This is a genomic window from Achromobacter sp. ACM01 (genome assembly GCF_014851745.1).
Lineage (GTDB): Bacteria > Pseudomonadota > Gammaproteobacteria > Burkholderiales > Burkholderiaceae_B > Achromobacter > Achromobacter aegrifaciens.
Window position 1 is genome coordinate 204,127 of the sequence record NZ_JACVAF010000002.1, and the last position, 25,452, is coordinate 229,578.

Sequence of the window (25,452 nt, forward strand, 5' to 3'; positions counted from 1 at the left end):
CCGGCTTAGCGCCGGCCCGGGATCGGCCGGAATGCGGCGCGCACGAGCTTCTCCAGGCCCCAGCCCGCGAAGTAGAAGAGGGCCAGCGTGGGCAGCCCGATCAGCAGATAGCCGCCGACCCAGGACAGGTCTCCCAGCAGGCGGTCCAGGTTCAGTTCATGCAGCAGCGCCAGTTGCGGCGCCAGCGGCAACTGCAGCAGCACGAAACGCCCCTTGTCATCGCCGTCGGCCAAGAGCGCGCCGGCAACGCAGAGGATGACGATGGCGAGGTACAGCGCGGCGAAGACGATGCCGGTCCAGCTGAACCATCTTGAGGCTGTCGATCCGGGCACGTGGCTTTCCAGGGAATCAGGGACGGCAAGTATAGAGCGCTCCAAGCCTGGGATGGGGCAGGCGGGGCGCATGCCGCGCTTGCGTGGCGGGGAATAAATAACAATAATTCTTATTTTTATTGACCCGCTATCGCGCCTCCCCCCATGTCCCATTCTGCGCAGCCGACGCAGCCTACCGCCGCCCAGCTGTACGAGGCCCATCATCCATGGTTGCAGGAATGGCTGCGCCGCCGGCTGGGCTGCCGCCACGATGCGGCCGACCTGGCGCACGACACCTTCGTGCGGGTGCTGACCGGCAGTCGGGCCGAGGTCATCCGGGAACCGCGCGCCTTCCTGACCACGCTGGCACAGCGCACGCTGTACACCTTCTGGCGTCGCCGCGAACTCGAGCGGGCCTATCTCGACAGCCTTGAACTGCTGCCGCAGGCTCATGCGCCCAGCGAGGAACAACGCGCGCTGGCGGTCGAGGCCCTGATGCAGATAGACCGCGCCCTGCAACGCCTGCCGGCGCGCACGCGCCAGGTCTTTCTGCTGAACCAGCTGGAAGAACTCACGTATCCGCAGATCGCCGAGCGCCTTGGCGTGTCGGGCATCACCGTCAGGCGCTGCATGAAACAGGCCGTCACGCTCTGCGTCGCGGCGCGCCTGGCGGCATGAGCGGGCCCACGCTGCCGGCGGACCTGGAGGCCGCGGTCGACTGGATGGTGCTGTTGTCGTCGGGCGTGGCTGGCGACGCCGACCGTGCCGGCTTCGACGCCTGGCGCCGCTCCGACCCGCGCCACGCAGCCGCCTGGGAGACGGTCGCCGCGGCGTTGAAGAACACGTTCGCGCCGTTACCCGACGGGGTCCCGGCGCGCGCCGCGGGAGCCGCCCTGGCTACCGCGCCGGCGCGGCGTCGGGCCTTGCGCAACGCATTGGGGCTGGCATTGGCGGCCGGGGGCCTGGCTGTCCTGGTCGACCGGCAGACGCCATTGCGCACGTTGGCCGCCGATCTGCATAGCGGCACCGCCGAGCGCAGCACGCACACATTGCCGGACGGCAGCCTGCTGACCCTGAACGCCCGCTCCGCGGTGGACCTGGAATTTGGCGGCCGCGCCCGCGTGCTGCGGCTGCGGGCCGGCGCGGTGTACGTGCGGGTGGCGGCCGATGCTGCACGGCCGTTCATCGTCGCCAGTCCCGATGGCGAGGTGCAAGCCCTGGGCACGGTGTTCGGGGTGGCGCGCGATGAGCGGGGCAGCATCGCCAGCGTGATTGAACACAGTGTCGAAGTGCGCGCGGCCGGCCAGCGGCGGGTCCTGGCGGCGGGCGAGGGCGCGCGTTTCGGCGCGGATGGCGTCGGCGCGCCGGACGCAGCGCTGGCCGAGGCTGCAGCCTGGCGGGACGGCATGCTGGTGGTGCGCGACCGGTCGCTGGGCGAGGTGGTGTCGGCCTTGCGGCCGTACCGGCGCGGTTTCCTGCGTATCACGCCCGAAGCCGCCCGGCTGCGGGTGCTGGGGGCCTTTCCCCTGGACGACACCGATCAGGTGCTGGAGTCCTTGCGCCAGACCTTGCCGATCGAGGTGCGCGCGCTGACCGGCTGGCTGGTCAGCATCGACCTGCGCAGCCCGTCAGTCGAAAAAAAATGATCGCTTGCGCCGGGTCCGCTGGACATACCTCCTGAAGCACACACTTGCAGCAGGAGATTCCATGTTCCCCGTTCGTTCCGCGCCGCGCCTGGCGGCCGCGTTCCTCATTGCCCTGGCGGTGCCGGCCGGCACCGCCCAGGCGCAATCCAGCACCCAGGCGGGCGCATCCGCCGCGCTGCGCTACAACCTGCCGGCTGCGCCGCTGGCCGACACCTTGACCCGCATCGCGCGCCAGAGCGGCCGTGCCGTGTCGGTCGAGCCGGCGCTGGTGGCTGGTCGCCAGGCCCCCGCCGTGGTCGGCGTCTACACCGCCGAACAGGCCTTGCGGCTGGCCCTGATGGGTAGCGGGCTGGAGCTGCGGATCACCGCCAACGGCACCTTCAGCGCGCAACCCCTGCCGCAGGGCGGCGCGGCCATGCTGGAGCCCGTGCGCGTGACCGCCGCGGCCGAATCGCCCACCGGCCACGTCGACGGTTACGTGGCCCTGCGCAGCATGGCCGGCGCCAAGACCGACACGTCGCTGATCGAGACGCCGCAATCGGTGTCGGTGGTCACCAGCGACCAGATCCGCGTCGTCAAGGCCGCCAGCGTCGCCGACGCGCTGGGCTACACGCCGGGTGTGGCGGCCCAGTCGCCGGCTTTCAGCCGCATGGTGGACGACCTGATGTTGCGCGGCTTCAACGTGGCCACCGGCAATTCGGGCCTGCTGCGCGACGGACTCAAGCTGCAGTCCAACGTCTACGATGGCGGCCAGGAACCCTATGGACTGGAACGTGTCGAGGTGTTGCGCGGCGCGGCCTCGGTGCTGTATGGCCAGCTCACGCCGGGCGGGGTGGTCAACACCGTCAGCAAACGCCCGACCACCGAGCCGCTGCGCGAACTGAACCTTGAGACCGGCAGCTACGCCCGCCGGCAGGTGTCGGGCGATTTCGCTGGCGCGCTGACGGAAGATGGCACCTGGTCCTATCGCCTGACCGGCCTGGCGCGCAACGCCGACAATTGGGTCGATCACGTGCCCGACGATCGCACCTACCTGGCGCCGGCCCTGAGCTGGCGGCCCAACGCGGCGACCTCGCTGACGCTGCTGGCCAGCTACCAGCGCATCCGCACGCGTTTCGCGGCTCCGATGCCGGCGGCCAACACCTTGAACGGCCAAATCCCGCGCGACCTGTTCATCGGAGAACCGGACTTCGATCGCTATGACACTGACACCTACACCGCCGGCTACGTGTTCGAGCACGCCTTCAACGAGCGCGTCAAGCTGCGCCAGAGCGCGCGCTACTTCACCGCTTACGGCGAGTGGGACTATCTGTCGTTCGGTGGCCTGCAACCCAATGGCACTACGCTGCGGCGCGGGGTTGTGAGCCGAACCGAGAACTCGTATGGCATCGCCGCCGACACCTCGCTGGAATTCAAGCTGGAGGGGGGCGGGTTGCAGCACACGGTGCTGGCAGGCCTGGACTATTACCGCAGCAACTACGACACCAGCCGCCACTCGGGCACGGTGGCGCCCTTGGGCGACATCTATCATCCCGTCTATGGCGCGGTGCCGGTGGTGAACACCGCGCGCAACAACGGCTTCGTGACGCGCTCGAACGGCATCGGCTTCTACCTGCAGGACCAGATCAAGATCCATGACCAGTGGGTGGTGGTGCTGGGCGGGCGCCAGGACTGGGCCGATACGGACCAGCGCAGCCATGCCAGCGGCGCCGCCACCCGGCAGCGGGACACGGCCACCACCGGGCGGGTCGGCCTGGTGTACCTCGCGCCGGCGGGCCTGGCGCCTTATGTGAGCGTGAGCCAGTCTTTCGCGCCCACCGTGGGCATGGACCGCGCCGATAATGCCTTCAAGCCGACCAAGGGCGTGCAGTACGAATTGGGTCTGCGCTACGAGCCGCCTGGCAGCGACATGCTATACAGCGCTGCCGTCTATGACCTGACGCAGACCAACGCCCTGACCGCCGATCCGGTGGATCCGACCTATTCGGTGCAGACCGGCAAGGCGCGCTCGCGCGGCCTGGAACTGGAGGCCAAGGCGCGGCTGGGGGCGCTGAACCTGACCGCGAGCTATGCCTACACCGATGCGCGCACCATCCGCAGCACCTTGCCCGAACTGGTCGACCAGCGCACCACGCTGGTGCCGCTGCATAGCGCCGGGGTGTGGGCCGACTACAACCTGACGGCGGCGGGCGTGCCCGGGCTGACCCTGGGCGCCGGCGTGCGCTACGCCAGTTCGACCAACCTGCCGGGCTATCCCGCGGAGGTGCCGGGCCAGTTCCTGGTGGACGCGATGGCCGCGTACGACTTCGGCGCGGTCTCGCCCCAGTTCAGCGGCCTGTCCTTGACCGTGAACGCGCGCAACCTGTTCAACCGTGGTTACCTGTCGTGCGCCGGCGCCACCGGTTGCCGCTACGGCGATCCGCGCACGCTCTACGCGACTCTCAGCTACCGCTGGTAGCGAGGCCCGGCGCGGCCCCTGTCTCGGGGCTGCACCCTGTGCTACTCTGGCTGCCGGTCGTGCATGTTCATCCCTTTGCACCGGCCGACGATGGCAATGTCCGAGGTCACCCCCTTGGGCAGTGTCTTGGTAAGAAGAATGCGCATGACACGATCAAGCGTGGAGACAATACATGAGCCAATATGGGCCGTTGAAGTTGCACGTCCCGGAGCCTACAGGGCGCCCGGGTTGCAAGACCGATTTTTCCTACCTGCACCTGTCGCCGCCCGGCGATGTGCCCAAACCCCCCATTGATGTTGCCGCGGTCGATACCGGCGGACTGGCCTACAGCCTGGTCCGGGTGATCGCGGACGACGGCAGCGCCGTCGGACCGTGGGCGCCGCAACTCAGCCACGAGCAGCTGCGCGCGGGCATGCGCAACATGCTGAAGACGCGTCTGTTCGATGCGCGCATGCTGACCGCCCAGCGCAAGAAGAAGATCTCGTTCTACATGCAGAGCCTGGGCGAAGAGGCCATCGGCACGGCCCACGCCATGGCGCTGGAGCAGGGCGACATGTGCTTCCCGACCTACCGCCAGCAAAGCATCCTGCTGGCGCGCGACGCCTCGCTGGTCACCATGATGTGCCAGTTGATGTCCAACGAACGCGATCCGCTCAAGGGCCGCCAATTGCCGGTCATGTACTCCGACCGCGAACGGGGCTTCTTCAGCATCTCGGGCAACCTGGCCACGCAATTCATCCAGGCGGTGGGCTGGGGCATGGCCTCGGCCATCAAGGGTGACACCCGCATCGCCTCCGGCTGGATCGGCGACGGCGCCACCGCCGAGGCCGACTTCCACACCGCACTGACCTTCGCCCACGTCTACCGCGCGCCGGTCATCCTGAACGTGGTCAACAACCAGTGGGCCATCTCCACCTTCCAGGCGATCGCCGGCGGCGAGGGCGCGACCTTCGCGGGCCGCGGCGTGGGCTGCGGCATCGCCTCGTTGCGGGTGGACGGGAACGATTTCCTGGCGGTCTACTCCGCCTCGCGCTGGGCCGCCGAACGCGCCCGCAGCAATCTGGGACCGACCCTGATCGAATGGGTGACCTACCGCGCCGGGCCGCACTCCACGTCCGACGATCCCTCCAAGTACCGCCCCGGCGACGACTGGAGCCACTTCCCGCTGGGCGATCCGATCGCGCGCTTCAAGAAGCACCTGATCTCGCTGGGCATCTGGTCCGACGAAGAGCATGAAGCCGTCAAGGCCGAGCTCGACGCCGAGATCCTGGCGGCGCAGAAGGAAGCGGAAAGCTACGGCACCCTGGTGGACGGCCACGTTCCCAGCGCCGCCAGCATCTTTGAAGACGTGTACAAGGACATGCCGGAGCATCTGCGCCGGCAGCGTCAGCAGCTCGGAGTCTGATCATGGCTATCGATAACAACGCTGGTCCGGCCTCCGCGCCGATGACCATGATCCAGGCTTTGCGCTCGGCCATGGATGTGATGCTGGAGCGCGACAACAACGTGGTGGTGTTCGGGCAGGACGTCGGCTATTTCGGCGGCGTGTTCCGCTGCACCGAAGGCCTGCAGACCAAGTACGGCAGCTCGCGCGTGTTCGACACGCCCATCTCCGAAGGCGGCATCGTCGGCGTGGCGGTGGGCATGGGCGCCTACGGCCTGCGTCCCGTCTGCGAGATCCAGTTCGCCGATTATTTCTATCCCGCTTCGGACCAGATCGTGTCCGAGGCCGCGCGCCTGCGCTACCGCTCGGTCAACGAATTCGTCGCGCCCATGACCATCCGCATGCCTTGCGGCGGCGGCATCTACGGCGGCCAGACGCACAGCCAGAGCCCCGAGGCCATGTTCACGCAGGTCTGCGGGCTGCGCACGGTGATGCCGTCCAACCCGTACGACGCCAAGGGCCTGCTGATCGCGGCCATCGAGAACGACGACCCGGTCATCTTCCTGGAGCCCAAGCGGCTCTACAACGGCCCGTTCGACGGCCACCATGACCGGCCCGTCACGCCCTGGACCGGACGGCCGGGCAGCGTGGTGCCCACCGGCTACTACACCGTGCCGCTGGATACAGCAGCCATCGTGCGCCCCGGCAACGCGCTGACCGTGCTGACCTACGGCACCACCGTGCACGTGTCGCTGACGGCCGCCGAGGAAACCGGCATCGACGCCGAGATCATCGACCTGCGCAGCCTGTGGCCGCTGGACCTGGACGCCATCGTCAACTCGGTCAAGAAGACCGGCCGCTGCGTGGTGGTGCACGAAGCCACGCGTACCTGCGGCTTCGGCGCCGAGCTGATTTCGCTGGTGCAGGAACACTGCTTCCATCATCTGGAGGCGCCCGTGGAGCGCGTGACCGGCTGGGATACGCCGTATCCCCACGCGCAGGAATGGGCGTACTTCCCCGGCCCGCGCCGGGTCGGCGAAGCGTTCAAGCGCGCGATGGAGGGTTGAGAGATGGGTATTCATGTCATCAAGATGCCCGACATCGGCGAAGGCATCGCGGAAGTGGAACTGGTCGCCTGGCACGTGAAGATCGGCGACATGGTGGCCGAGGACCAGCCGCTGGCCGACGTCATGACGGACAAGGCCACGGTCGAGATTCCCGCGCCGGTGGTCGGCCGCGTGGTCGCGCTGGGCGGGGACGTGGGCCAGGTCATGGCGGTGGGCGGTGAACTGATCCGCCTGGAGGTCGAAGGCGAGGGCAACCTGAAGCCGGGCGCCGATGCGCCGCCGGCCAAGGCGGCTGCGGCTCCCGCTGCGGCACAGCCTGCCGCCGCAGCGCCTGCGCCGCAGCCCGCGCCAGCGCCGAAGGCTGAGCCTGCCGCACCCGCGAAACCGGCCGCGCCGCCCGCTGCGCTGGCCAAGCCCGCGCGCCAGGCGTCCGCCGCCGTCGCCCGCCAGCCCGGCGACAAACCGCTGGCCTCGCCGGCGGTGCGCAAACGCGCCTGGGACCTGGGCATCGAACTGCGCTACGTGCACGGCAGCGGCCCGGCAGGCCGGATCCTGCACGAGGACCTGGACGCCTATCTGCAAGGGCAGGGCGGGGGCGCTCAAGCCCGCGGCGGCGTGGCCTACGCCGAGCGTAACGACGAGGAAAACGTGCCGGTCATCGGCCTGCGCCGCAAGATCGCGCAGAAGATGGCCGAGTCCAAGCGCCGCATTCCGCACTTCAGCTACGTCGAGGAAATCGACGTGACCGAGCTGGAAGAGCTGCGCGCCAGCCTCAACCAGAAGTGGGGCGCGACGCGCGGCAAGCTCACGCTATTGCCGCTGCTGGCGCGCGCCATGGTGGTGGCGCTGCGCGATTTCCCGCAGATCAACGCGCGCTACGACGACGAGGGCGGCGTGGTCACGCGCTACGGCGCGGTCCACATCGGCATCGCCACGCAAAGCGACGGCGGCCTGATGGTGCCGGTCATGCGCCACGCCGAGGCGCGCGATCTCTGGTCCATGGCGGCCGAGATCGTCCGTCTGGCCGAGGCGGTGCGCACGGGCAGCGCCAGCCGCGACGAACTGTCGGGGTCGACCATCACCATCACTAGCCTGGGGCCTTTGGGCGGCATCGTCACCACGCCGGTGATCAACCATCCCGAGGTCGGCATCGTGGGCGTGAACCGCATCGTCGAGCGGCCCGCCATCCGCAATGGCGCCGTGGTGGCGCGCAAGCTGATGAACCTGTCGTCGTCCTTCGACCACCGCGTGGTGGACGGCATGGACGCGGCGCGCTTCATCCAGGCGGTGCGCGCGCTGCTGGAGCAACCCGCGCTGCTTTTCGTGGAGTAAGCATGAGCCAGATCACTAAGACTACGACTTTGCTGGTGATCGGCGGCGGCCCTGGCGGCTACGTCGCCGCCATCCGCGCCGGCCAGTTGGGCGTGCCGACCATTCTGGTCGAAGGCGCCCAGCTGGGCGGCACCTGCCTGAACATCGGCTGCATCCCCTCCAAGGCGCTGATCCACGCGGCCGAGGAATTCGACAAGGCGCGCCACTACGCGGGCAAGTCGGCGCTGGGTATTTCCGTGTCGGCGCCCGCCATCGACCTGGCCCAGACCGTGGCCTGGAAGGACGGCATCGTCGGCAAGCTGACCGGCGGCGTTGCTGCGTTGTTGAAGAAGAACGGCGTGGAAGTGGTGCGCGGCTGGGCCCGGCTGCTGGACGGCAAGACCGTGGAAGTGGATGGCGGCGAGTCCGGCGCCATCCGCATCCAGTGCGAGCATCTGCTGCTGGCGGCGGGCTCCGAACCGACGCCGCTGCCGTCCATGCCGTTCGGCGGCATGGTGGTGTCGTCCACCGAAGCCTTGTCGCCTTCCAGCATTCCCAAGCAATTGGTGGTGGTGGGCGGCGGCTATATCGGCCTGGAACTCGGCACCGTGTACCGCAAGCTGGGCGCCGAGGTGGCCGTGGTGGAAGCGCAGGACCGCATCCTGCCAACCTACGACGCCGAACTCACCAAGCCGGTGGCCGCCGCCTTGGCGAAAATGGGCGTGGAGCTGCATCTGGGCCGCAAGGTGCTGGGCCTGAATGGCGCCGGCAACGCGGTGCGCGTGCAGGACGCGGCGGGCGTCGAAACCCTGCTGCCGGCCGACCGCGTGCTGATCGCGGTAGGACGGCGTCCGCGCACGCAGGACTGGGGGCTGGAAAGCCTGCAGCTCGACCGCAAGGGCAACGCGCTGCGCATCGACGACCAGTGCCGCACCTCCATGCGCGACGTCTGGGCCATCGGCGACATCGCCGGCGAACCCATGCTGGCGCACCGCGCCATGGCGCAGGGCGAGATGGTGGCCGAGCTGGTTTCGGGCAAGCGCCGCCACTTCCTGCCTGCTTCGATCCCGGCGGTCTGCTTCACCGACCCCGAAGTCGTGGTGGCGGGCCTGTCGCCTGCCGAGGCGGAAAGCGCGGGATTGGACTGCCTGACGGCTTCCTTCCCCTTTGCCGCCAACGGGCGTTCGATGACGCTGGAATCCACCGACGGTTTCGTGCGCGTGGTCGCGCGCCGCGACAACCACCTGATCGTGGGCTGGCAGGCGGTGGGACGCGGCGTGTCGGAGCTGTCGACGGCGTTCGGCCAGTCGTTGGAAATGGGCGCCACGCTGGAAGACGTGGCGGGCACCATCCATGCGCATCCGACCCTGGGCGAAGCGGTGCAGGAAGCGGCGCTCAAGGCGCTGGGGCACGCGCTGCATATCTAGGCGCAAGGGAACGCCGCGCTTGCGCGGCGTTCCACCGCAAGCCCGGACAGTGCCTAGCGAGGGGTTACGGCTTGCGCCAATGCGGCGCTGAATCCTTCCACCGCAGGGTTGCCTTGGTCGCGCAACGCTGCCAACACCACCTGGGCCGTGGCTCCAGCCACATCGCGCAAAGGCAGGAAGCGCAATGAATCCGAACGCATTCGGGACAACGATTGGGGCACCAGTGCAGGGCCGACGCCGGCTTCCACCAGCGTCAGCAAGGTGGGAATGACGCTTTCCTGCGCGATTTCCGGCTTCAGCTGCGCACGCGCGTACAGCGCCTGGATCATATTGCGGAAGTACGGCGAGATGTCCTGGCGGTAGCCCACCAGGGGAAATTCCAGCAGTTCTTCCAGCGAAACATCACGCTGATGCGCCAGCGCATGATCATGGCGCAGCGCCACGCGCAGGGGCTCTTCGTAGATGACGCGGGTCACGATATCCGCATCCAGCGGATGCGGACGCATCAGCGCCACATCGACCGCGCGCGACCGCAGCGCGGGCTCCATGTCGACGGAGTTCATTTCGCGCAGATCGATGCGGACTTCGGGGTGCGCATCGCGGTAATGGCTGAGCGCCGACACCAGCGGCGAGCTTGCCGCGCTGGGCGTGATGCCTATCACCAGCGACCCGGTTTCGCCGCGGGCCGTGCGCCGCGCCTGCCGCAGCATCAGCTGGGTGTCCGCCGCGATCTTGCGCGCCCGCTCGTACATGATTTCGCCAGCGGGCGTCAATTTCACCGAGCGCGTGGTGCGCACGAACAGCGGCACGCCGACGATCGCTTCCAGTCGTTTGATCTGCTGCGTGAGGGGCGGTTGGGTCATGAACAGGCGTGCCGCCGCCCGCGCGAAGTGCAGCTCTTCCGCCAGCGTGCAGAACAGGACCAGCAAGCGACCGTCCACGAAGATTAATTCGGATTTCGACATAATTAGGGCGAAATTACATATTGGACATAGATTAGTCGAGTTCCTAAGATGCCACATCGCTACACACCGCCGGCATTCCGGATCCGCACATGTCCCTCGCTTCCATTTCTGCGTCAGTCGCTGCCATCGCTCAAAGAGTGCGGGATGGCGAAGCGGCGGTGTTCGCGGCGGCGCGCCAGAGCCTGGCGGCCATCGCGCGGCAAGATCCGGCAATCCGCGCATGGAGCCATGTGCTGCCCGCCGTGGCGCTGGAGCAGATGGAACCGGCGCGGCACGCCGCCGGCGCGCTTGCCGGCGTGCCCATCGGCATCAAGGACGTGATCGACGTGGCCGACATGCCTACCGGTTTTGGGGCGCCCGCCTTGATTGCCGGCAATGCGGCGTTCGACGCCTGCAGCGTGGGCATGTTGCGCGCGGCGGGCGCGATTCCGGTGGGCAAAACCGTGACGGCCGAGTTTGCGTTCAGGACGCCGGGCCCCACCCGCAATCCGCATGCGCTGGCGCACACGCCTGGCGGCTCCTCGAGCGGGTCCGCGGCCGCGGTGGCGGCCGGCATGGTGCCAGCCGCGCTGGGCACGCAGACCGGAGGTTCGATGATCCGCCCGGCGGCGTATTGCGGAGTGGTGGGATTCAAACCGAGCGCCGGGCGCGTGTTCCGGGACGGCATGAAGCTCACCTGCGAATCGCTGGACACCATAGGCTGGTACGCGAATAGCGTGGCGGACGCCCAGCTCATCGCGGACGTGCTCGTGGGCGGCGCGCACGCGCCCGTACCGTCCGGCCGCCAACTGACCGTCGCGGTGCAATTGAACAATCCGAAAGCCGGATTGTGTGCCGAGAGCCATGCCGAGATCGATCGCGCCCGTGCGGTGCTGGCCGCGCATGGCGTGCAGTGCGTGCCAGTGCAAGCCGAGCGCGAGACGGCGCTTTTGCTGCAGGCGCACGATGTGATCATGCACTACGAGTTCGCGCGCAGTCTGGGGCCGGTGGTGGAACGCCAGGGTCATGCCTTGAGCGGCGTCTTGCGCCAGGCGGTGGCGCGTGGCCTGGCCATCGGGGCAGGGGAGTACCACGAGATGCTCGGGATTCAGGCCGCGCTGCGCCACGGCTGGGGCGCGCTTTATGGCGGCGCCGACCTGGTGCTTACGCCCAGCACGCCGGGTCCGGCGCCCCTTGGGCTGGAGCACACCGGCGACGCTTCATACAACAAGATCTGGTCGGTGCTGGGGTGGCCTTGCCTGCACCTGCCGACCGGATTCAGCCGCGCGGGACTGCCCATGGGCATGCAATTGGTCGGCGATCTGGGCAAGGACCTGGCCTTGCTCGCCGTCGGCCGGGATTTACATCATCTGCTGAAACAGCGAGGGGAATGAAATGAGATTCAAGAAACTGAGGCAGGGCGTGCTGGCCCTGTGCGCCGCCGCGGCGGTGACGGGATTGGGGCAGGCGCATGCCGCTTTTCCCGACCGTCCGATCAATGTCGTCGTGCCCACCGCGGCCGGCGGCACGGTGGATATCGTTGCGCGCATCATGGCGGAAAAACTCGGCGCCGAACTGGGACAGCCGGTGGTCGTCATCAACAAGCCCGGCGCTGGCGGCGTCGTGGGCACGCAGGCGTTCCTGCGCGAGCCGCAGGATGGCTACACCGTGCTGTTCACGGCGAACAGCAATCAGCTGATCGTGCCTTGGGTCTACAAAGACGCGAAGTTCGATCCCATCAAGGACTTCGCGCCGATCGCCGCAGTGGGTGAAGTGCCCAACGTGCTGTGCGTGAACCCGGCCTTTCCCGCGAAGGACATGAAGGAATTCATGGCCTTGATCAAGGCCAATCCGGAGAAGTACCAGTACGCCTCGGCCGGGGCGGGAACCTTGAACCATTTGCTGGGCGTCATGCTGGACCAGATGGGCGGGCTGCGCATGCAGCACATCCCCTATCGCGGCGTGTCGCCAGCCATGGCGGATGTGATGGGCAATCAGGTGCCGATGCTGTTCGCCAGCCTGCCCTCGGCCGTGGAAGGCATTAAGGCCGGCAAGCTGCGCGCGCTGGGCGTCAGCAGCGAAAAGCGCAACGCCTTGCTGCCCGACGTCCCTGCCATCAACGAAGCCATACCGGGATTCCGCGGCGACCTGTGGGTGGCGTTTTATGGCGCAAAGGAAGCGCCCCGCGCGGCGATCGACACCTTGCATCTGGCCATCCGCAAAGTCCTGGCCGACCAGGCGCTGCAACAGAAGTTCGACCAGTTGGGGGTCACCATGATGCACGACGGCCCGGCCGAGCTGGCGGCGCGGCAGCAGGCCGAGTACATGCAGTGGAAGCAGGTCGTGCAGGCCTCGGGAGCGAGTCCGGATTAAGGCCTAACGGCTGCCGTCGATATACGGCCGGGCCTGCAGGATCAGGATGTTGTCGCCCTGCACGGCCCATTCGATATCCTGGTCCGCGCCGCCCAGGCGCTGCTTGACCTGGCTGCCTACCGCGGCCAGGCGCGCCACCAGGGCATCGTTCAACACCTGGCGCGCGCCCTCGATCGGCACTTCGCGCACGCCGCCCGCTGCGTCGGCTACCAACTGGGTGTCCTCGGCTGAGCGGGTCAGTACCTGCACTGCCTTGGACCAGCTGGAGTACATCAGCTGTTCGGCCTGGCGCTTGCCTTCCACCACCTTGATGCCCAGGCCGCGCTTGGCCGAGATGTAGGTGACGTAGCGGCGCGAGGCGTCGAAGGGATCGCGGGTGATCATGACGCCCGAGCTGTCAGACGCGGCGGCCTGTTGCACCAGCACCGCCATCACCACGCCGTCCTGGCCGATGCCGGCCGCGCGCCGGGCTTCGTAGGCTTCGTAGTTGTAAACCGAGGCCCACACGGTCTGCACGGCTTGCGCCAGCGCGTCGGCCTGCGTCACGTTGGGTACGGTGGTGTAGAGCCCGGCGCCGCTGAATCCCGGCAGGTCTTCGGAATTGGACGAGCTGCGCACGAATACGCCGCGGCCCTGCAACTGCTTTTGCCAGCGTTCGCGCCAGGCCGCGGCCAAGGCCGGATCGGGTTGGGCCTGGATGATGTCCTGGCGCAGCGCGGCCAGTTCGGCGCGGCGCACGTTGGCATCGCTGGCGAAGTCCGCCCGCTGTTCCAGCGCGGCGATGCGTTGCGGCACGCGCAGCTGCGCCATGAATGCCGCGTACTGCGCGAAGGGGATGCAGAAGCCGTCCGGCACGGTGGCCGCGGGTGGCAGCGCCGACTTCAGCGCGCCCAGGTTGGCCGCCTTCACGCCGCAATGGCGGCTGTCGCGTGTGACCATGCCGGAGAGCGGCTTGATTGCCTTCACCGTCAGGTCGGGCTTGGGCAGCGGCCGCGCGGCCTTGGGCGGCGGCGCGGTTTCAGGCTTGGCGATGCGCTGCACCTGATAGGCATTATTGGTGACGGTCAGCTCGACCCACTGGCCGTCGTGCTCGCGCAGCGTCGCGACGGCATCGCGCACATAGGCATTGGGGATGCGCCAGCCTTTGGCCAGCAGATTGACATGGGACAGCAGGGTGGAGGGCCGTTGCGTGACCAGGCCGGCCACGGGCGGCAGCGCGACCGGGACCTCGTCCAGCACCAGGATGTCGGTCGGCGCCAGATCCGGCGTGTCGTCCACCGAGGCCACGATGCGCAGCCGGCCCTGGGCCTGACCTGTGTTCAGCGGCAGGAATGTCTGTTCGCGCAGCAGAGATTCCTGCGTCACGGCCTTCAGGCCGGCGTTTTGCGCGAGCTGTTCATGCAGCGTGGAGTTGGCCTTGAAGCGCACCGGTTGGTAGAAGCTGGCCTGCAGTTTCTCCTCGGTCAGCTGCAGCAGTTCCGGAGTGAGCCGGTCGCCTTCCCAGAATTCATAGGTGTAGCCGGGGAGGTCGCGCTGCCAGCTCAGGGTGCCGAACAGCAGACGCCGCTGCGGGTCCTTGTACTGGGCGATCAGCGTGGCTTTGTCGTCGGCGGGCAAGAGGCGACGTTCACGAGCGAAGTTCTCGTGCAGCGAGTAGCGCGGTGTGTTGAGATAGTAGATCTTGCCGCCCTGTTTCCGGTCGATCACGAACAGTACGTGGGGGATCTCCAACGGCGTGCCGGGGTTGTAGACCCGGGCCAACTGCTGGAATTCGGCCTGGGTCTGGATTTTCCCCAGAAAGGCCGGCCCCGCCTTTTTGGCGTCTTCCGCTGGCTGCGCCGCGCGCTCGTCGGGAGTCAACGGCCGAGAGTTCTCGTAGGGCGAAGGCTTGCGGGCAGTCTGCGCCTGGACGGACGGGCCGAAGCCGGCGGCTGCCCCAGCCAATGCGGCCAGGACGATCAGGCGGGTCAGGTGGCGGGAGGAAAGGCGGCGGCGGGCGGGTGATGGACGCATGGACGGGCGGGCGGGGCGCAGGGAGCCGCGATGATATCGGAGTGGCGCGGGCGGTTGTTTCTGGATGTGGCCAACTATGCGTTGACGTTGCTGCCGGACGAAAAATACCCAATTTCAGTGATATGCATGGGGCCAAAGATGGCGTGTAATGCCGCCCAAGGCTATATCGCGCCCGCCGGCGCCGCGAGAAACCGGCCATCTCCGCACGCGATGATGGAAACGGTTTTTCGTAGGGTCTTTTCAAAGGAGCAGCTATCGCTGCTCCTTTTTTTCGTGGCCGCTCGGGGAAACTCCCTATCTTCTGAGGACGCGCCGCCCGTTGACAGCGGCCTTGCACGAATCGATACTTGAATCAAGTACGTATACGTACAAAATGACAGGCGTCGCATCGGCCTAACGGGTTCCCACTGCTCTCGCAAAGGAGTAAGCAATGAAGGACGGCGAAATTCTTTCCGGATTCCTGGCTCCCCACCCGCCGCACCTGGTGTACGGCGAGAACCCGCCGCAGAACGAGCCGCGCTCGCGCGGCGGCTGGGAAAGCCTGCGCTGGGCCTACGACCACGTGCGAGAGAGCATCGAACGCCTGCAGCCCGACGTGCTGCTGGTGCATTCGCCGCACTGGATCACCCAGGTGGGCCACCATTTCCTGGGCGTGCCGCGCCTGGCGGGCCGCTCGGTCGATCCGATCTTTCCCGACCTGTTCCGCTACGACTTCGGCATGGACGTGGACGTGGAACTGGCCGAAGCCTGTTGCGAGGAAGGCAGCAAGCTGGGCCTGGTCACCAAGATGATGCGCAATCCGAAGTTCAGGGTGGACTACGGCACCATCACCACGCTGCACATGGTGCGGCCGCAATGGGACATCCCGGTGGTGGGGCTGTCGGCGAACAACACGCCGTACTACCTCGACACCCAGGAAGGGCAGAAGGAAATGGACCTGCTGGGCCGGGCCACGCGCGAAGCCATACGCAAGAGCGGGCGGCGGGCGGTCCTGCTGGCCAGCAATACGCTGTCGCACTGGCATTTCCACGAGCAGCCCGAGGTGCCCGAGGACATGTCCAAGGAGCATCCGGCGCGTTACGACGGCTATCTGTGGGACATCCGCATGATCGAACTGATGCGCAAGGGCAGGATGGGCGAGGTGTTCGAACTCCTGCCCCAGTTCATCGACGAAGCCTTCGCCGAAGTGAAATCCGGCGCGTTCACCTGGATGCACGCGGCCATGGGCTATCCGCAGCTGGCGGGCAAGTTCCATGGCTACGGCACCGTGATCGGCACGGGCAACGCGGTGATGGAATGGAATCTGCAGGAGGCCGGGCTGTCCCGCCTTGAAGCCCCCGCTGGCGTTACGGCCTAGCCGTTGGAGACATGCCATGACTCTCGTTTCCGCATTTCTCGTTCCCGGCAGCCCGCTGCCGCAGTTGCGCAGCGACGTGGCGCCCTGGGGGCGGCTGCATCAGGCGCTGCGCGCGGCCGGCGAGTCGCTGGCCGCTTCCCGGCCCGACGTGGTGCTGGTGTATTCGACGCAGTGGATGGCGGTGCTGGACCAGCTGTGGATCACCCGCGCGCGCAGCACCGGTGTGCACGTGGACGAGAACTGGCACGAGTACGGCGAGCTGCCCTTCGACATCGCCAGCGATACAGGCCTGGCGCAAGCCTGCGTGCAGGGCTGCCGCGACGCCGGCATCCATGCGCGCGGCGTGGACTACGACCAGTTTCCCATCGATACGGGCACCATCACGGTCAGCACGCTGATGGGCTTCGGCACCGACAAGCTGCCCGTGACGCTGGCGGCCAATAACCTGTATCACGACAACGCGCAGACGGAGCAGCTCAGCCGCATCGCCTTGCAGGCGGCCGCGGCCCAGGGCAAGCGGGCGGCGGTCATCGGCATAGGCGGCCTGTCCAACACCATGTTCCGCGAGCCTGTGGCGCCGGAATCCGACCGCTTGATTTCCCAGACCGACGACGACTGGAACCGCCGCATGCTGGCGCTGCTGGAAAGCGGCGACGCCGGAAAACTGCGTGAACTCATGCCCGAGTACGCCGGGCAGGCCAAGGCGGAGATGGGCTTCAAGCACATGTCCTGGCTGCTGGGCGCGTTGGGCGACCGGTTCCGCGGCGCCAATGTGCTGGAATATGCGCCGCTTTATGGCAGCGGCGGAGCCGTGGTGGAATTCAAGCTGGATTGAACACGCGCCGAGCCGTGGCGCATACCGCGCGGCGCCTTCGAGGGGACGCCAATCCCCGTGGTCAGGCAGCGCCCGCCAGCGCCACCGGTATCTCCCTGGCCCCCGCCGTGCGGCGCCATTGCGCCGGCCCGGACACATGCAGGTTGCCGCCCTCCGCGTCCACCGCCACGGTCACGGGCATGTCCTGGACTTCGAACTCGTGGATCGCTTCCATGCCCAGGTCCTCGAACGCGACCACCCGGGCGCTGCGGATGGCGCGGGAGACGAGATAGGCCGCGCCGCCCACGGCGATCAGGTAGGCCGCCCGGTGGCGTCGGATTGACTCGATCGCCTGCGGGCCGCGCTCGGCCTTGCCTATCATCGTCAGCAGTCCCGTGCGCTCCAGCATCATGTCGGTGTAGCCGTCCATACGCGTGGACGTGGTCGGGCCGGCAGGGCCGACGGCCTCGTCGCGCACGGCGTCCACCGGGCCCACGTAGTAGATGGCGCGGCCGCGGAAGTCGGCGGGCAGGGGCTCGCCGCGGGCCAGCATTTCGCGGATGCGCTGGTGCGCGGCATCGCGTCCGGTCAGCATGCGGCCGTTTAGCAGCAAGGTTTCGCCGGCGCGCCAGGACCCGACCTCCTCGCGGGTGAGGGTGTCCAGGTTCACGCGCCGACCGGCGCTGGATCCGCGCCCGGGTCCCAGGTCGGGCCAGAGATCCAGCGAGGGCGGGGCCAGGTGCGCGGGGCCGGATCCGTCCAGCACGAAGCTTGCATGGCGCGTGGCCGCGCAATTGGGGATCAGCGCGATGGGCTTGGCGGCCGCATGCGTGGGGTAGGTCTTGATCTTCACGTCCAGCACGGTGGTGCGGCCGCCCAGGCCCTGCGCGCCCACGCCCAGCGCGTTGATCCGCTCGTGCAGTTCCAGCCGCAGCGCGTCCTCGGGCTCCAGTATTTCGCCGCGCTGCGCCCGCGCCTGCAGTTCGTGCATGTCCAGCGGCTGCATCAGGCTTTCCTTGGCCAGTAGCACCGCTTTCTCGGCGGTACCACCCACGCCTATGCCCAGCATGCCGGGCGGACACCAGCCGGCGCCCATGGCGGGAATCTGCGCCAGCACCCAGTCGACGATGCTGTCGGCTGGGTTCAGCATGGCCAGCCGCGCCTTGTTTTCCGAACCGCCGCCCTTGGCCGCGACCGTGACGGCCACGCTTGCGCCCGGCACGATGCGTGTGTTGATAACGGCGGGCGTGTTGTCGCGGGTATTGCGGCGGCTGAACAGCGGGTCCGCCACCACCGAGGCCCGCAGCGGATTGTCCGGGTCCAGGTAGGCGTGCCGCACGCCGGCGTTGACGGCGTCCTCCAGGCTACCGGTAAAGCCCTCCCAGCGCACGTCCATGCCGACCTCCAGGAAGACGTTGACGATGCCGGTGTCCTGGCAGATCGGCCGCTTACCGATGGCGGCCATGCGCGAGCTGGCCAGGATCTGAGCCATGGCGTCGCGCGCCGGCGCGCTGGCTTCGCGTTCATAGGCGCGGGCCAGGTGCGCGATGTAATCGGCCGGATGGTAATGGCTGATGTATTGCAGCGCGCTGGTGATGGATTCGATCAGGTCGTCCTGGCGGATGAAGGTGCTCATGGCGTGCGAGGGCAGGTGACTTTGGCAGAGGATCAAGTTCAATCGGCGTGCAGCGTGACGCCGGGCCGGTCCTTGACCAGGCTCACGGCGACGAACGACACCACGGCCATGGCGATGACGTAGACGCCTACGTGCCAGGACTGTCCGGTGGCGGTGATGATGGACTGCGCGATCATCGCGGCGAAGGCGCCGCCCAGGATGGAGCCCAGCGCGTAGCCTGCCGACACGCCCGAGTAGCGCACGTCGGCCGGGAACATCTCGGCGTACAGCGCGGCCTGCGGGCCGTAGGTCAGGCCCAGCGGCACCGACAGCACGGCCAGGGCGAAGGCGAACTGCATGACGTCGCCGGAGTCGACGAAGGACCACATCGGTATGGCCCACAGCGCCAGCAGCACGTAGCCGAGCTGGAAGGTGCGCACGCGGCCGATGCGGTCGCCCAGCCAGCCGCCCAGCAGCGTGGTGCCCAGCCAGCAGGCCGCGGCCAGCGTGCAGATCATCAGCACCTGCTGTGGCGGCATGCGCAGCGCCCGGCTGCCGTAGCTGATGAAGAAGCCGACCAGCAGGTAACCCGCCGTGCTGTTGCCCACGAAGATCAGCGTGGTCAGCAGGATCTGGCGCGGATGTTTGCGCAACAGCGTGCCCAGCGGCGCCGAGGAATGGCTGCGGCGCGACTGCATCTCCAGGAACACCGGCGATTCCTCGACTGCGCGGCGGATGAAGACGCCGACAATGATGAGCGCGATGGACAGCAGGAAAGACACGCGCCAACCCCAGGCCATGAAGTTGTCGGGGCCGACCAGGGAGGTAATGCACCACAGCACGCCGGTGGCGACGATCATGCCCAGCGGTACGCCGATCTGGGGGAAGGCGCCGAACAGCGAACGCCGGTCGCGCGGCGCGTGCTCGACCGCCATGAGCGCCGCGCCGCCCCATTCGCCGCCGGCGGAGAACCCTTGCAGCACGCGCAGCGTCACCAGCATCACCGGCGCCCAGATGCCGATCTGCGCGTAGGTGGGCAGCACGCCGATCAGCGCGGTGGACACGCCCATCAGGATCAGCGTGGCCGCCAGCACCCGCTTGCGGCCGTAGCGGTCACCCAGATGGCCGCAGACGATGGCGCCCAGCGGCCGGAACAGGAAGGCCACGCCCACCGTCGCGAAGGACAGGATCAGCGACAGCTCGGGATTTTCCTTGGCGAATGGCGCGAAGAACAGCGAACCCAGCACCAATCCCGCGGCCTGGACGTAGATGAAGTAGTCGTACCACTCGATGGCCGAGCCGACCAGGGTGGCGGCCAGTACCTTGCGGTCGTCGGCGCTGACCAGCGGGCCGGATGCGGCCCGGCGGGCGGAAGCGACGGCGGCGCCGTCGGCGGGAATTTCTGTCTGCATGGTTGTCTCCGTGGGGGAATGCGGCGGTTCAGCTTCTTATTGGGAGGCGTTGCCTAGGCCGCGGCGCTCTGCGGCGCGTCGGGCTGGTTTTCCGGACGGGCCGCTACGAACGCGGGCAGGCTGGCGCAGGCCTGGACGATGGCGCGGACCCGTTCGAAGGGCGTCAGGTCCGCGCCGTAGCGCAAGGCGTTGTAGACCTGCGGGATCAGATAGCACTCGACCAGCGTGGGCGCGGCGCCCAGCGCGTAGCCGCCGTCCTGCGCCACGGGCAGCGCCGCCTCGAAGGCCTGGAAGCCCTCGGCGCACCAGTGGCGGTACCAGTCCTGGATCTGTTCGTCATCCGCGCCGAACTGGGCGCGCAGGCGCTTGAGCGCGCGCAGGTTGTTGAGCGGATGCATTTCGCAGGCGACCAGTTGCGCCAGCGCGCGGGCCTGCGCGCGCAGCGCCGGATCGGCCGGCAGCAGCGGCGCGCCGGGATGCCGCTCGTCCAGGTACTCGATGATGGCCAGCGACTGCTGCAGGCGCAGGCCGTCGATTTCCAGCATGGGCACCAGGCCGAAGGGCGCGAGCGAGCGGTAGGCGGGCTGCTGGTGCTCGCCCTTGACCATGTGCCAGGTGACCTGCCGGTAAGGCAGGCCTTTCAAGGCCAGGGCGATGCGGACCCGGTAGGCCGCGGAACTGCGCCAGTAGCTGTGCAGGGTGAGGGCAGGCGTATCGGCCATGGCAGTCTCCGGTCAGGCGGCGGCGGGCTCAGAAGCGTCGGCCGATACGGTGCCAGGCATGGGACGCGTGCCGGGAATGCGCACCTGCTGGTCGATGTCGCCGAACAGGCTTGCGCCCGCGTCGTCGCGCATGCCGATGCACACACGGTCGCCATGCTTGAGGAAGGGCGTGCGCATTTCGCCGTCGCGCAACATCTCCCGCACGCGCGCCTCGACCAGGCAACACACGCCGGCCGCGTCGCTGGCATTCGAAATGGTGCCGCTGCCCACCAGCGTGCCCGCGCCCAGGCGGCGCGTGCGGGCCGCGTGCGCGATCAGTTCGCCGAAGTGGAACTGCATTTCCTCGCCCGCCTGGGGCCGGCCGATCTGTTGGCCGTTGAGCCACACCTGCATGGCGCGGTGCAGCTTGCCGCCGCGCCAGTAGGGGGCGAGCTCATCAGGCGTGACGAGCACGGGCGACAGCGCCGAGGCGGGCTTGCCCTGCAGGAAGCCGAAGCCCTTGGACAGCTCTGGCAGCACCACGTTGCGCAGGGTCACGTCGTTGACCAGGCCCAGCAGCACGATGTGTTCGAGCGCCGTGTCGGCGTCCACGCCCAGCGGCACGTCGTCGGTCACCACCACGATCTCCGCTTCCAGGTCCACGCCCAGTTCCTCGCTGGCGGCAGTGATGTCTTCGCAGGGGCCCATGAAGTCATCCGACGCGCCCTGGTACATCAGCGGATCGGTCAGGAACGAAGGCGGCATCTCGCCGCCGCGGGCGCGGCGCGTCAGCTCCACGTGGTTCAGGTAGGCCGATGCGTCCAGCCATTGGTAGGCGCGCGGCAGGGGGGCGGCGCAGCGGGCGGGGTCGAAGGGGAGGCTGGCGCCGTCGCCGGCGTTCAACGATTCGTATTCGGCCTGCAGCAGCGGCGCGGCGCGGGCCCAGTCGTCCAGCGCCTGCTGCAAGGTGGCCGCGATGTGCGGCACGGCGCGCATGCGGGTCAGGTCGCGGTTGACGATGGCCAGGACGCCGTCGCGGGCGCCGTTGGTCAGGGTGGCGAGTTTCATCTTCAGGTACTCCGTATCGGATAGGCAGGCCCGCGCCGGGGCCTTGTCGTGCGGGATCAGGCGGTGAGTTCGGCCCACATGTCGCGGTCGCGCTGGGCGGTCCAGACGCGCGGATCGGCGATGCCGCTGGCCTCGTCATAGGCGCGCGAAACATCGAAGGGAATGGCGTGTTCGTAGATGACGACGTGACCGAACTCGGGGTCCATCACGCGGCGCGTGTCCTCATAGACCTGCTTCAGGCTCTTGCCTTGCTCCACGCCCTGGCGCGCGCAGCCGTACAGCGTTTCGACCCAGCCGCGCGTGTAGCCGATGGCTTCGCGGCAGGCGGCGGGCGTGGTCAGCGCCGGGCCGCGGCCCGGCACCATCTGGCGCGGTTGCAGCGCTTGCAGCGCGTCCAGCGTGGCGGGCCAGTCGGACAGATAGGCGTCGCCCGTGTACACGCCCGCGTTGAACTCCACCAGGTCGCCGGAAAAACAGATGCCCTGCGAAGGAATCCAGACGATGGAGTCGCCCCGGGTGTGGCCTGCGCCCAGGTGCAGCATGCGCACTTCGAGGCTGCCCAGGAACACGGTCAGTTCGCGCTCGAACACCACGGTGGGCCAGGTCAGCCCGGGGATGGTCTCGGCGGACTGGAACAGCCGCGGGAAGCGGCCGATCTCCGAGTCCATGTCGGCCTGGCCGCGTTCGACGATGAGCTCATGCGTGCCGCGGCTGGCGTACACGTTGGCCGCGCCCTCGGCGGCGAAGGCCGACGCGCCCAGCACGCGCACGGCGTGGTAGTGCGTCAGCGCCACGTGGCGGATGGGCTTGTCCGTGACGCCGCGGATCGCGCGGATCAGCGCCTGCGCCATGGCCGGCGTCGCGGTCGCGTCGACCACCATCACGCTGTCGTCGCCGATGATCACGCCCGAGTTGGGGTCGCCGTCGGCAACGTAGGCGTAGGCGTTGTCGGACAGGCGTTCGAAGGAGATCTTCTTTTCCGCCAGGTCGGCCTGGGAGGCGAAGGGTTTGCTCATGGTGTTCCTTTAATGAATGGAAAGTGGGCGGTTCAGCTGGCGTGGGCCTGGCCGCGCTGCTGGCTGCTGGTGCCGGTGGCGCCGGGCATCAGCCCGGCGGCCTTGTCGCGGGTCCAGGCGGCCAGGTCGTCATGGGCGCTGCGGCGCTTGCGGGCCACGTAGTCGTCCACGGGCAGGCGCAGGGTCAATTCGAGCCGGATGCCGTTGGGGTCGAAGAAATAGATGGAGCGGATGAAGTGGTGGTCGGTCGGCCCCACCACGTCGACGCCGTGGGACAGCAGTCGCTGGCGCATCCCTTCCAACTCGGCCTCACCGCGGATTTCCATGGCGAAGTGGTTGACCCAGCGCGGCGTGGCGGGATCGGGCTGGCTGAGTCCGTTGTCGCCCAGATCGAAGAAGGCGATGTGGGAGCCATCGGCGAATTCGAAGAACAGGTGCACGAAGGGGCAGTGCTCGCCCGTGGAGGGCACGCGTTCTTCCTTGACCACGTGCACCAGCGGCAGGCCCAGGATGTCTTCGTAGAAATGCCGGGTTTCTTCCGCGTCGCGGCAACGCCAGGCGAAGTGATGCAGGCCCTGGATGGCGGGGCAGGCAGGGGGGTGTTGCAGCGTCATGGCGCCGTCTCCGTGGTTCATGGAATGTTCAAGGCGGGCGAACCGGGCTGGCTCGCCAGCATCTCGTCGACCGCCGCCTGCACACGTGCCGCGTCGTCCACGGCTTCGATGAGCAGGAGCGACAGCCGGGCCAGGCTGTCGCGCTGGGCCGCGGGGTCGGGCACGTTGGTCAGTGCAATGAGGCGCTCGAGCAGGTCGTCAAGCTGTTGCTGGGATAGCGGCATGGCTGGCGCCTCCGGTTGAGCGGTAGAGGCCGCGGGCCTCGGGCAGGGATTCGGGACAGGCGCCGGGCGCATCCAGCGCCGCGCTGATCCAGGCCTGCACGGTCTGGGGATCGCGCGTCTCGGGCGTGGCGGCGGCCATGACGTGCTGGTCGGGGCGCAGCAGCCAGGCCTGGCCATCCAGCGTCTGGCCGAGCTGGTGCGCCAGCGCCGCGCGTCCGCGTTCATCGCACAGCGGTCCGACGGCGGCCCAGCGCAGCAGGCCGTCGTCGTCCTCTACGCCGGCCGGCAGGGCATCGCCGAACACCAGGACGGTGAACCAGGGGCCAAGCAACCCGTGCAGCGTCAGGCCGTCGCTTTGCCGCAGCACCACGTTGGGCAGCGCGCGCCCGGCCAGGATGTGCGGGCCGCAAGCCAGCGCAGATTCGGGATAGATGGCCGGCATGCACAGGCGGCCGGTGTTGATCATGCGGGCGGCGACGGCGTGGCTCGGCGCTAGGTCGATGATGGCGTCGCGCCACAGCGCGGCCGAGCGGGCCGCGCCCGGGTAGACGAAGCGCGAGGAGCGGCGCGCCTGGCGGATGTTCTCCATCGCGGCGTGCTTGCGCTCCACGCTGTAGGTGTCCAGCAGGGAGTCGCCCGCGCGGCCTTGCAGCAGCAGGGCCAGCTTCCAGCCCAGGTTGTCGGCGTCCTGGATGCCGCCGTTGCCGCCGCGCGCGCCGAAGGGCGCGACCAGGTGGGCAGAGTCGCCTGCGAACAGCACGCGGTCGTGGCGCAGGCTGTCCAGACATTCATGGCGGTAGGCCCAGACGCCGTGCCAGGCGATGTCGAATTCCACGCGTTCGCCCAGCAGGTCCCACACGCGCTGGCGCATCGCCGCGTCCGTTGCCGCCTCGGCCGGGTCTTCGTCCGCGCGCAGTTGGAAATCCAGCCGCCAGGTGTCATCGGCCATCTTGTGGCGCCAGACCGCGCGGCCATGGTTGCTGCGCGCGTCCAGCCAGGTCCAGCGTTCCTCCGGCCAGGTGGTGTCGCGCAGCACGATGTCGATGATGATCCAGCGGTCCTCGGTCTGGTCGTAAACCCGCGGACTCAGGCCCAGCATGCCGCGCACCGCGCTCTTCGCGCCGTCGCAGGCGACGACCCATTGCGCGCGGCACCGATAGACGCCGTCGGGCGTCTCCACCTGCAGCGTCGCCGGGCCGTCCGCTTGCGGTTCGATGCCGGCGACGCGGTTCAGCCAGCGCAGCTCGGCCAGCGGCTCGCGCATCAGCGCGTCCACCAGGAAGGCTTCCAGGTAGTACTGCTGCAGGTTGACGAAGCCGTTGTGGCGCATGTCGGGCTGGTCTTGCAGCGTGAATGAGGCCACCGCCATGTCGCGGCACAGCACGCGGCCCACGTTCCAGCGCACGCCCTTGCCGACCACGTCGCCGGCCATGCCGAGCCGGTCGAAGATGTCCAGCGTGCGCTGCGCCCAGACCATGCCGCGCGAGGCCAGGCCACGCACGCCGACGGTGTTGTCGTCGTCCAGCACGACCACGGGGATGCCGCGCCGCACCAGATCCAGCGCCAGCGTCAACCCGGTCAATCCGGCCCCCACGACCGCCACCGGATGCGGATCGCGGCGCGGGCGGTCCATTTCCTCGGGCCTGACGTATGGATAGATGGGAAGCTCTTTCATCGTTTTCCCTAGTTCGATGTGG

Annotated in this window: 22 protein-coding genes; 11 read left to right on the forward strand and 11 right to left on the reverse strand. The window is 68.3% G+C overall.

Translation table 11 applies throughout. The annotated features are described in order from the left end of the window. Positions 1-5: 5 nt before the first annotated feature. Positions 6-332 (reverse strand): hypothetical protein, encoded by a 327-nt coding sequence (locus tag IB268_RS09390; RefSeq protein WP_192354143.1) that lies wholly within the window; start codon positions 330-332, stop codon positions 6-8. 144 nt (positions 333-476) lie between these two features. Between IB268_RS09390 and IB268_RS09395 the strand changes: the two genes are divergently transcribed. The 7 genes from IB268_RS09395 (at position 477) to lpdA (ending at position 9,604) form a co-directional block, all read left to right on the forward strand. Next, positions 477-989, forward strand: a complete 513-nt coding sequence (locus tag IB268_RS09395; RefSeq protein WP_175162625.1) for a sigma-70 family RNA polymerase sigma factor — start codon at positions 477-479, stop codon at positions 987-989. Beyond that, positions 986-1,957, forward strand: a complete 972-nt coding sequence (locus IB268_RS09400; RefSeq protein ID WP_192354144.1) for a FecR domain-containing protein — start codon at positions 986-988, stop codon at positions 1,955-1,957. The genes IB268_RS09395 and IB268_RS09400 overlap by 4 nt, the downstream gene beginning before the upstream one ends. Before the next feature lie 61 nt (positions 1,958-2,018). After that, positions 2,019-4,415 carry a TonB-dependent siderophore receptor gene (locus IB268_RS09405; protein WP_192354145.1) on the forward strand — a complete coding sequence of 799 codons (2,397 nt, stop codon included), beginning with the start codon at positions 2,019-2,021 and terminating at the stop codon, positions 4,413-4,415. Between the two features lie 172 nt (positions 4,416-4,587). Further along, a complete protein-coding gene (locus IB268_RS09410; protein ID WP_175213193.1) occupies positions 4,588-5,820 on the forward strand; it encodes a 3-methyl-2-oxobutanoate dehydrogenase (2-methylpropanoyl-transferring) subunit alpha in 1,233 nt (410 codons plus the stop codon). 2 nt (positions 5,821-5,822) lie between these two features. Then, a complete protein-coding gene (locus tag IB268_RS09415; RefSeq protein ID WP_054456573.1) occupies positions 5,823-6,866 on the forward strand; it encodes an alpha-ketoacid dehydrogenase subunit beta in 1,044 nt (347 codons plus the stop codon). A 3-nt stretch (positions 6,867-6,869) separates the two neighbouring features. Then, positions 6,870-8,198 carry a dihydrolipoamide acetyltransferase family protein gene (locus IB268_RS09420; RefSeq protein ID WP_192354146.1) on the forward strand — a complete coding sequence of 443 codons (1,329 nt, stop codon included), beginning with the start codon at positions 6,870-6,872 and terminating at the stop codon, positions 8,196-8,198. Between the two features lie 2 nt (positions 8,199-8,200). Next, positions 8,201-9,604 (forward strand): dihydrolipoyl dehydrogenase, encoded by a 1,404-nt coding sequence (gene lpdA, locus IB268_RS09425; RefSeq protein ID WP_054456575.1) that lies wholly within the window; start codon positions 8,201-8,203, stop codon positions 9,602-9,604. Positions 9,605-9,657: 53 nt separating this feature from the next. Here lpdA and IB268_RS09430 read toward each other — a convergent pair whose 3' ends face one another. Then, positions 9,658-10,545, reverse strand: coding sequence for a LysR substrate-binding domain-containing protein (locus tag IB268_RS09430; protein WP_233564481.1), 888 nt, complete (start codon positions 10,543-10,545; stop codon positions 9,658-9,660). Between the two features lie 113 nt (positions 10,546-10,658). Between IB268_RS09430 and IB268_RS09435 the strand changes: the two genes are divergently transcribed. Together IB268_RS09435 and IB268_RS09440 are read left to right on the forward strand one after the other, a co-directional pair. Then, positions 10,659-11,942 (forward strand): amidase, encoded by a 1,284-nt coding sequence (locus IB268_RS09435; protein WP_192354147.1) that lies wholly within the window; start codon positions 10,659-10,661, stop codon positions 11,940-11,942. Between the two features lies 1 nt (position 11,943). Beyond that, entirely contained in the window at positions 11,944-12,921 is a 978-nt protein-coding gene (locus IB268_RS09440; RefSeq protein ID WP_192354148.1) for a tripartite tricarboxylate transporter substrate binding protein, read from the forward strand. A 3-nt stretch (positions 12,922-12,924) separates the two neighbouring features. Here IB268_RS09440 and IB268_RS09445 read toward each other — a convergent pair whose 3' ends face one another. Next, the gene (locus IB268_RS09445; RefSeq protein ID WP_192354149.1) at positions 12,925-14,934 is read right to left on the reverse strand and encodes a PEP/pyruvate-binding domain-containing protein; all 2,010 of its coding nucleotides are present in this window, start codon (positions 14,932-14,934) and stop codon (positions 12,925-12,927) included. A gap of 430 nt (positions 14,935-15,364) precedes the next feature. Between IB268_RS09445 and IB268_RS09450 the strand changes: the two genes are divergently transcribed. Together IB268_RS09450 and IB268_RS09455 are read left to right on the forward strand one after the other, a co-directional pair. Then, positions 15,365-16,291, forward strand: a complete 927-nt coding sequence (locus IB268_RS09450; RefSeq protein ID WP_054456579.1) for a tRNA U-34 5-methylaminomethyl-2-thiouridine biosynthesis protein — start codon at positions 15,365-15,367, stop codon at positions 16,289-16,291. A 16-nt stretch (positions 16,292-16,307) separates the two neighbouring features. Then, positions 16,308-17,126, forward strand: a complete 819-nt coding sequence (locus IB268_RS09455) for a tRNA U-34 5-methylaminomethyl-2-thiouridine biosynthesis protein (protein WP_054456580.1) — start codon at positions 16,308-16,310, stop codon at positions 17,124-17,126. A gap of 61 nt (positions 17,127-17,187) precedes the next feature. On the opposite strand, the gene IB268_RS09460 is transcribed toward IB268_RS09455, so the two are convergent. From IB268_RS09460 to IB268_RS09495, 8 genes are read right to left on the reverse strand one after another with little or no spacing between them, the layout of a single operon-like run. Beyond that, the gene (locus tag IB268_RS09460; protein WP_192354150.1) at positions 17,188-18,741 is read right to left on the reverse strand and encodes a fumarate hydratase; all 1,554 of its coding nucleotides are present in this window, start codon (positions 18,739-18,741) and stop codon (positions 17,188-17,190) included. 38 nt (positions 18,742-18,779) lie between these two features. Further along, entirely contained in the window at positions 18,780-20,132 is a 1,353-nt protein-coding gene (locus IB268_RS09465) for an MFS transporter (RefSeq protein WP_054456581.1), read from the reverse strand. A 53-nt stretch (positions 20,133-20,185) separates the two neighbouring features. Further along, positions 20,186-20,854, reverse strand: a complete 669-nt coding sequence (maiA, locus tag IB268_RS09470) for a maleylacetoacetate isomerase (protein WP_119449485.1) — start codon at positions 20,852-20,854, stop codon at positions 20,186-20,188. Positions 20,855-20,866: 12 nt separating this feature from the next. Further along, positions 20,867-21,901, reverse strand: coding sequence for a fumarylacetoacetate hydrolase family protein (locus tag IB268_RS09475; protein WP_192354151.1), 1,035 nt, complete (start codon positions 21,899-21,901; stop codon positions 20,867-20,869). A gap of 56 nt (positions 21,902-21,957) precedes the next feature. After that, positions 21,958-22,917: an MBL fold metallo-hydrolase gene (locus IB268_RS09480; protein WP_192354152.1), complete on the reverse strand. Its 960-nt coding sequence runs from the start codon at positions 22,915-22,917 to the stop codon at positions 21,958-21,960. 32 nt (positions 22,918-22,949) lie between these two features. Next, positions 22,950-23,552 (reverse strand): VOC family protein, encoded by a 603-nt coding sequence (locus IB268_RS09485; protein WP_225591346.1) that lies wholly within the window; start codon positions 23,550-23,552, stop codon positions 22,950-22,952. Beyond that, a complete protein-coding gene (locus IB268_RS09490) occupies positions 23,549-23,755 on the reverse strand; it encodes a hypothetical protein (RefSeq protein ID WP_054456585.1) in 207 nt (68 codons plus the stop codon). The genes IB268_RS09485 and IB268_RS09490 overlap by 4 nt, the downstream gene beginning before the upstream one ends. Further along, a complete protein-coding gene (locus IB268_RS09495; RefSeq protein WP_192354153.1) occupies positions 23,730-25,430 on the reverse strand; it encodes an FAD-dependent oxidoreductase in 1,701 nt (566 codons plus the stop codon). Before IB268_RS09495 ends, IB268_RS09490 begins: the two co-directional genes overlap by 26 nt. Between the last annotated feature and the right edge of the window lie 22 nt (positions 25,431-25,452).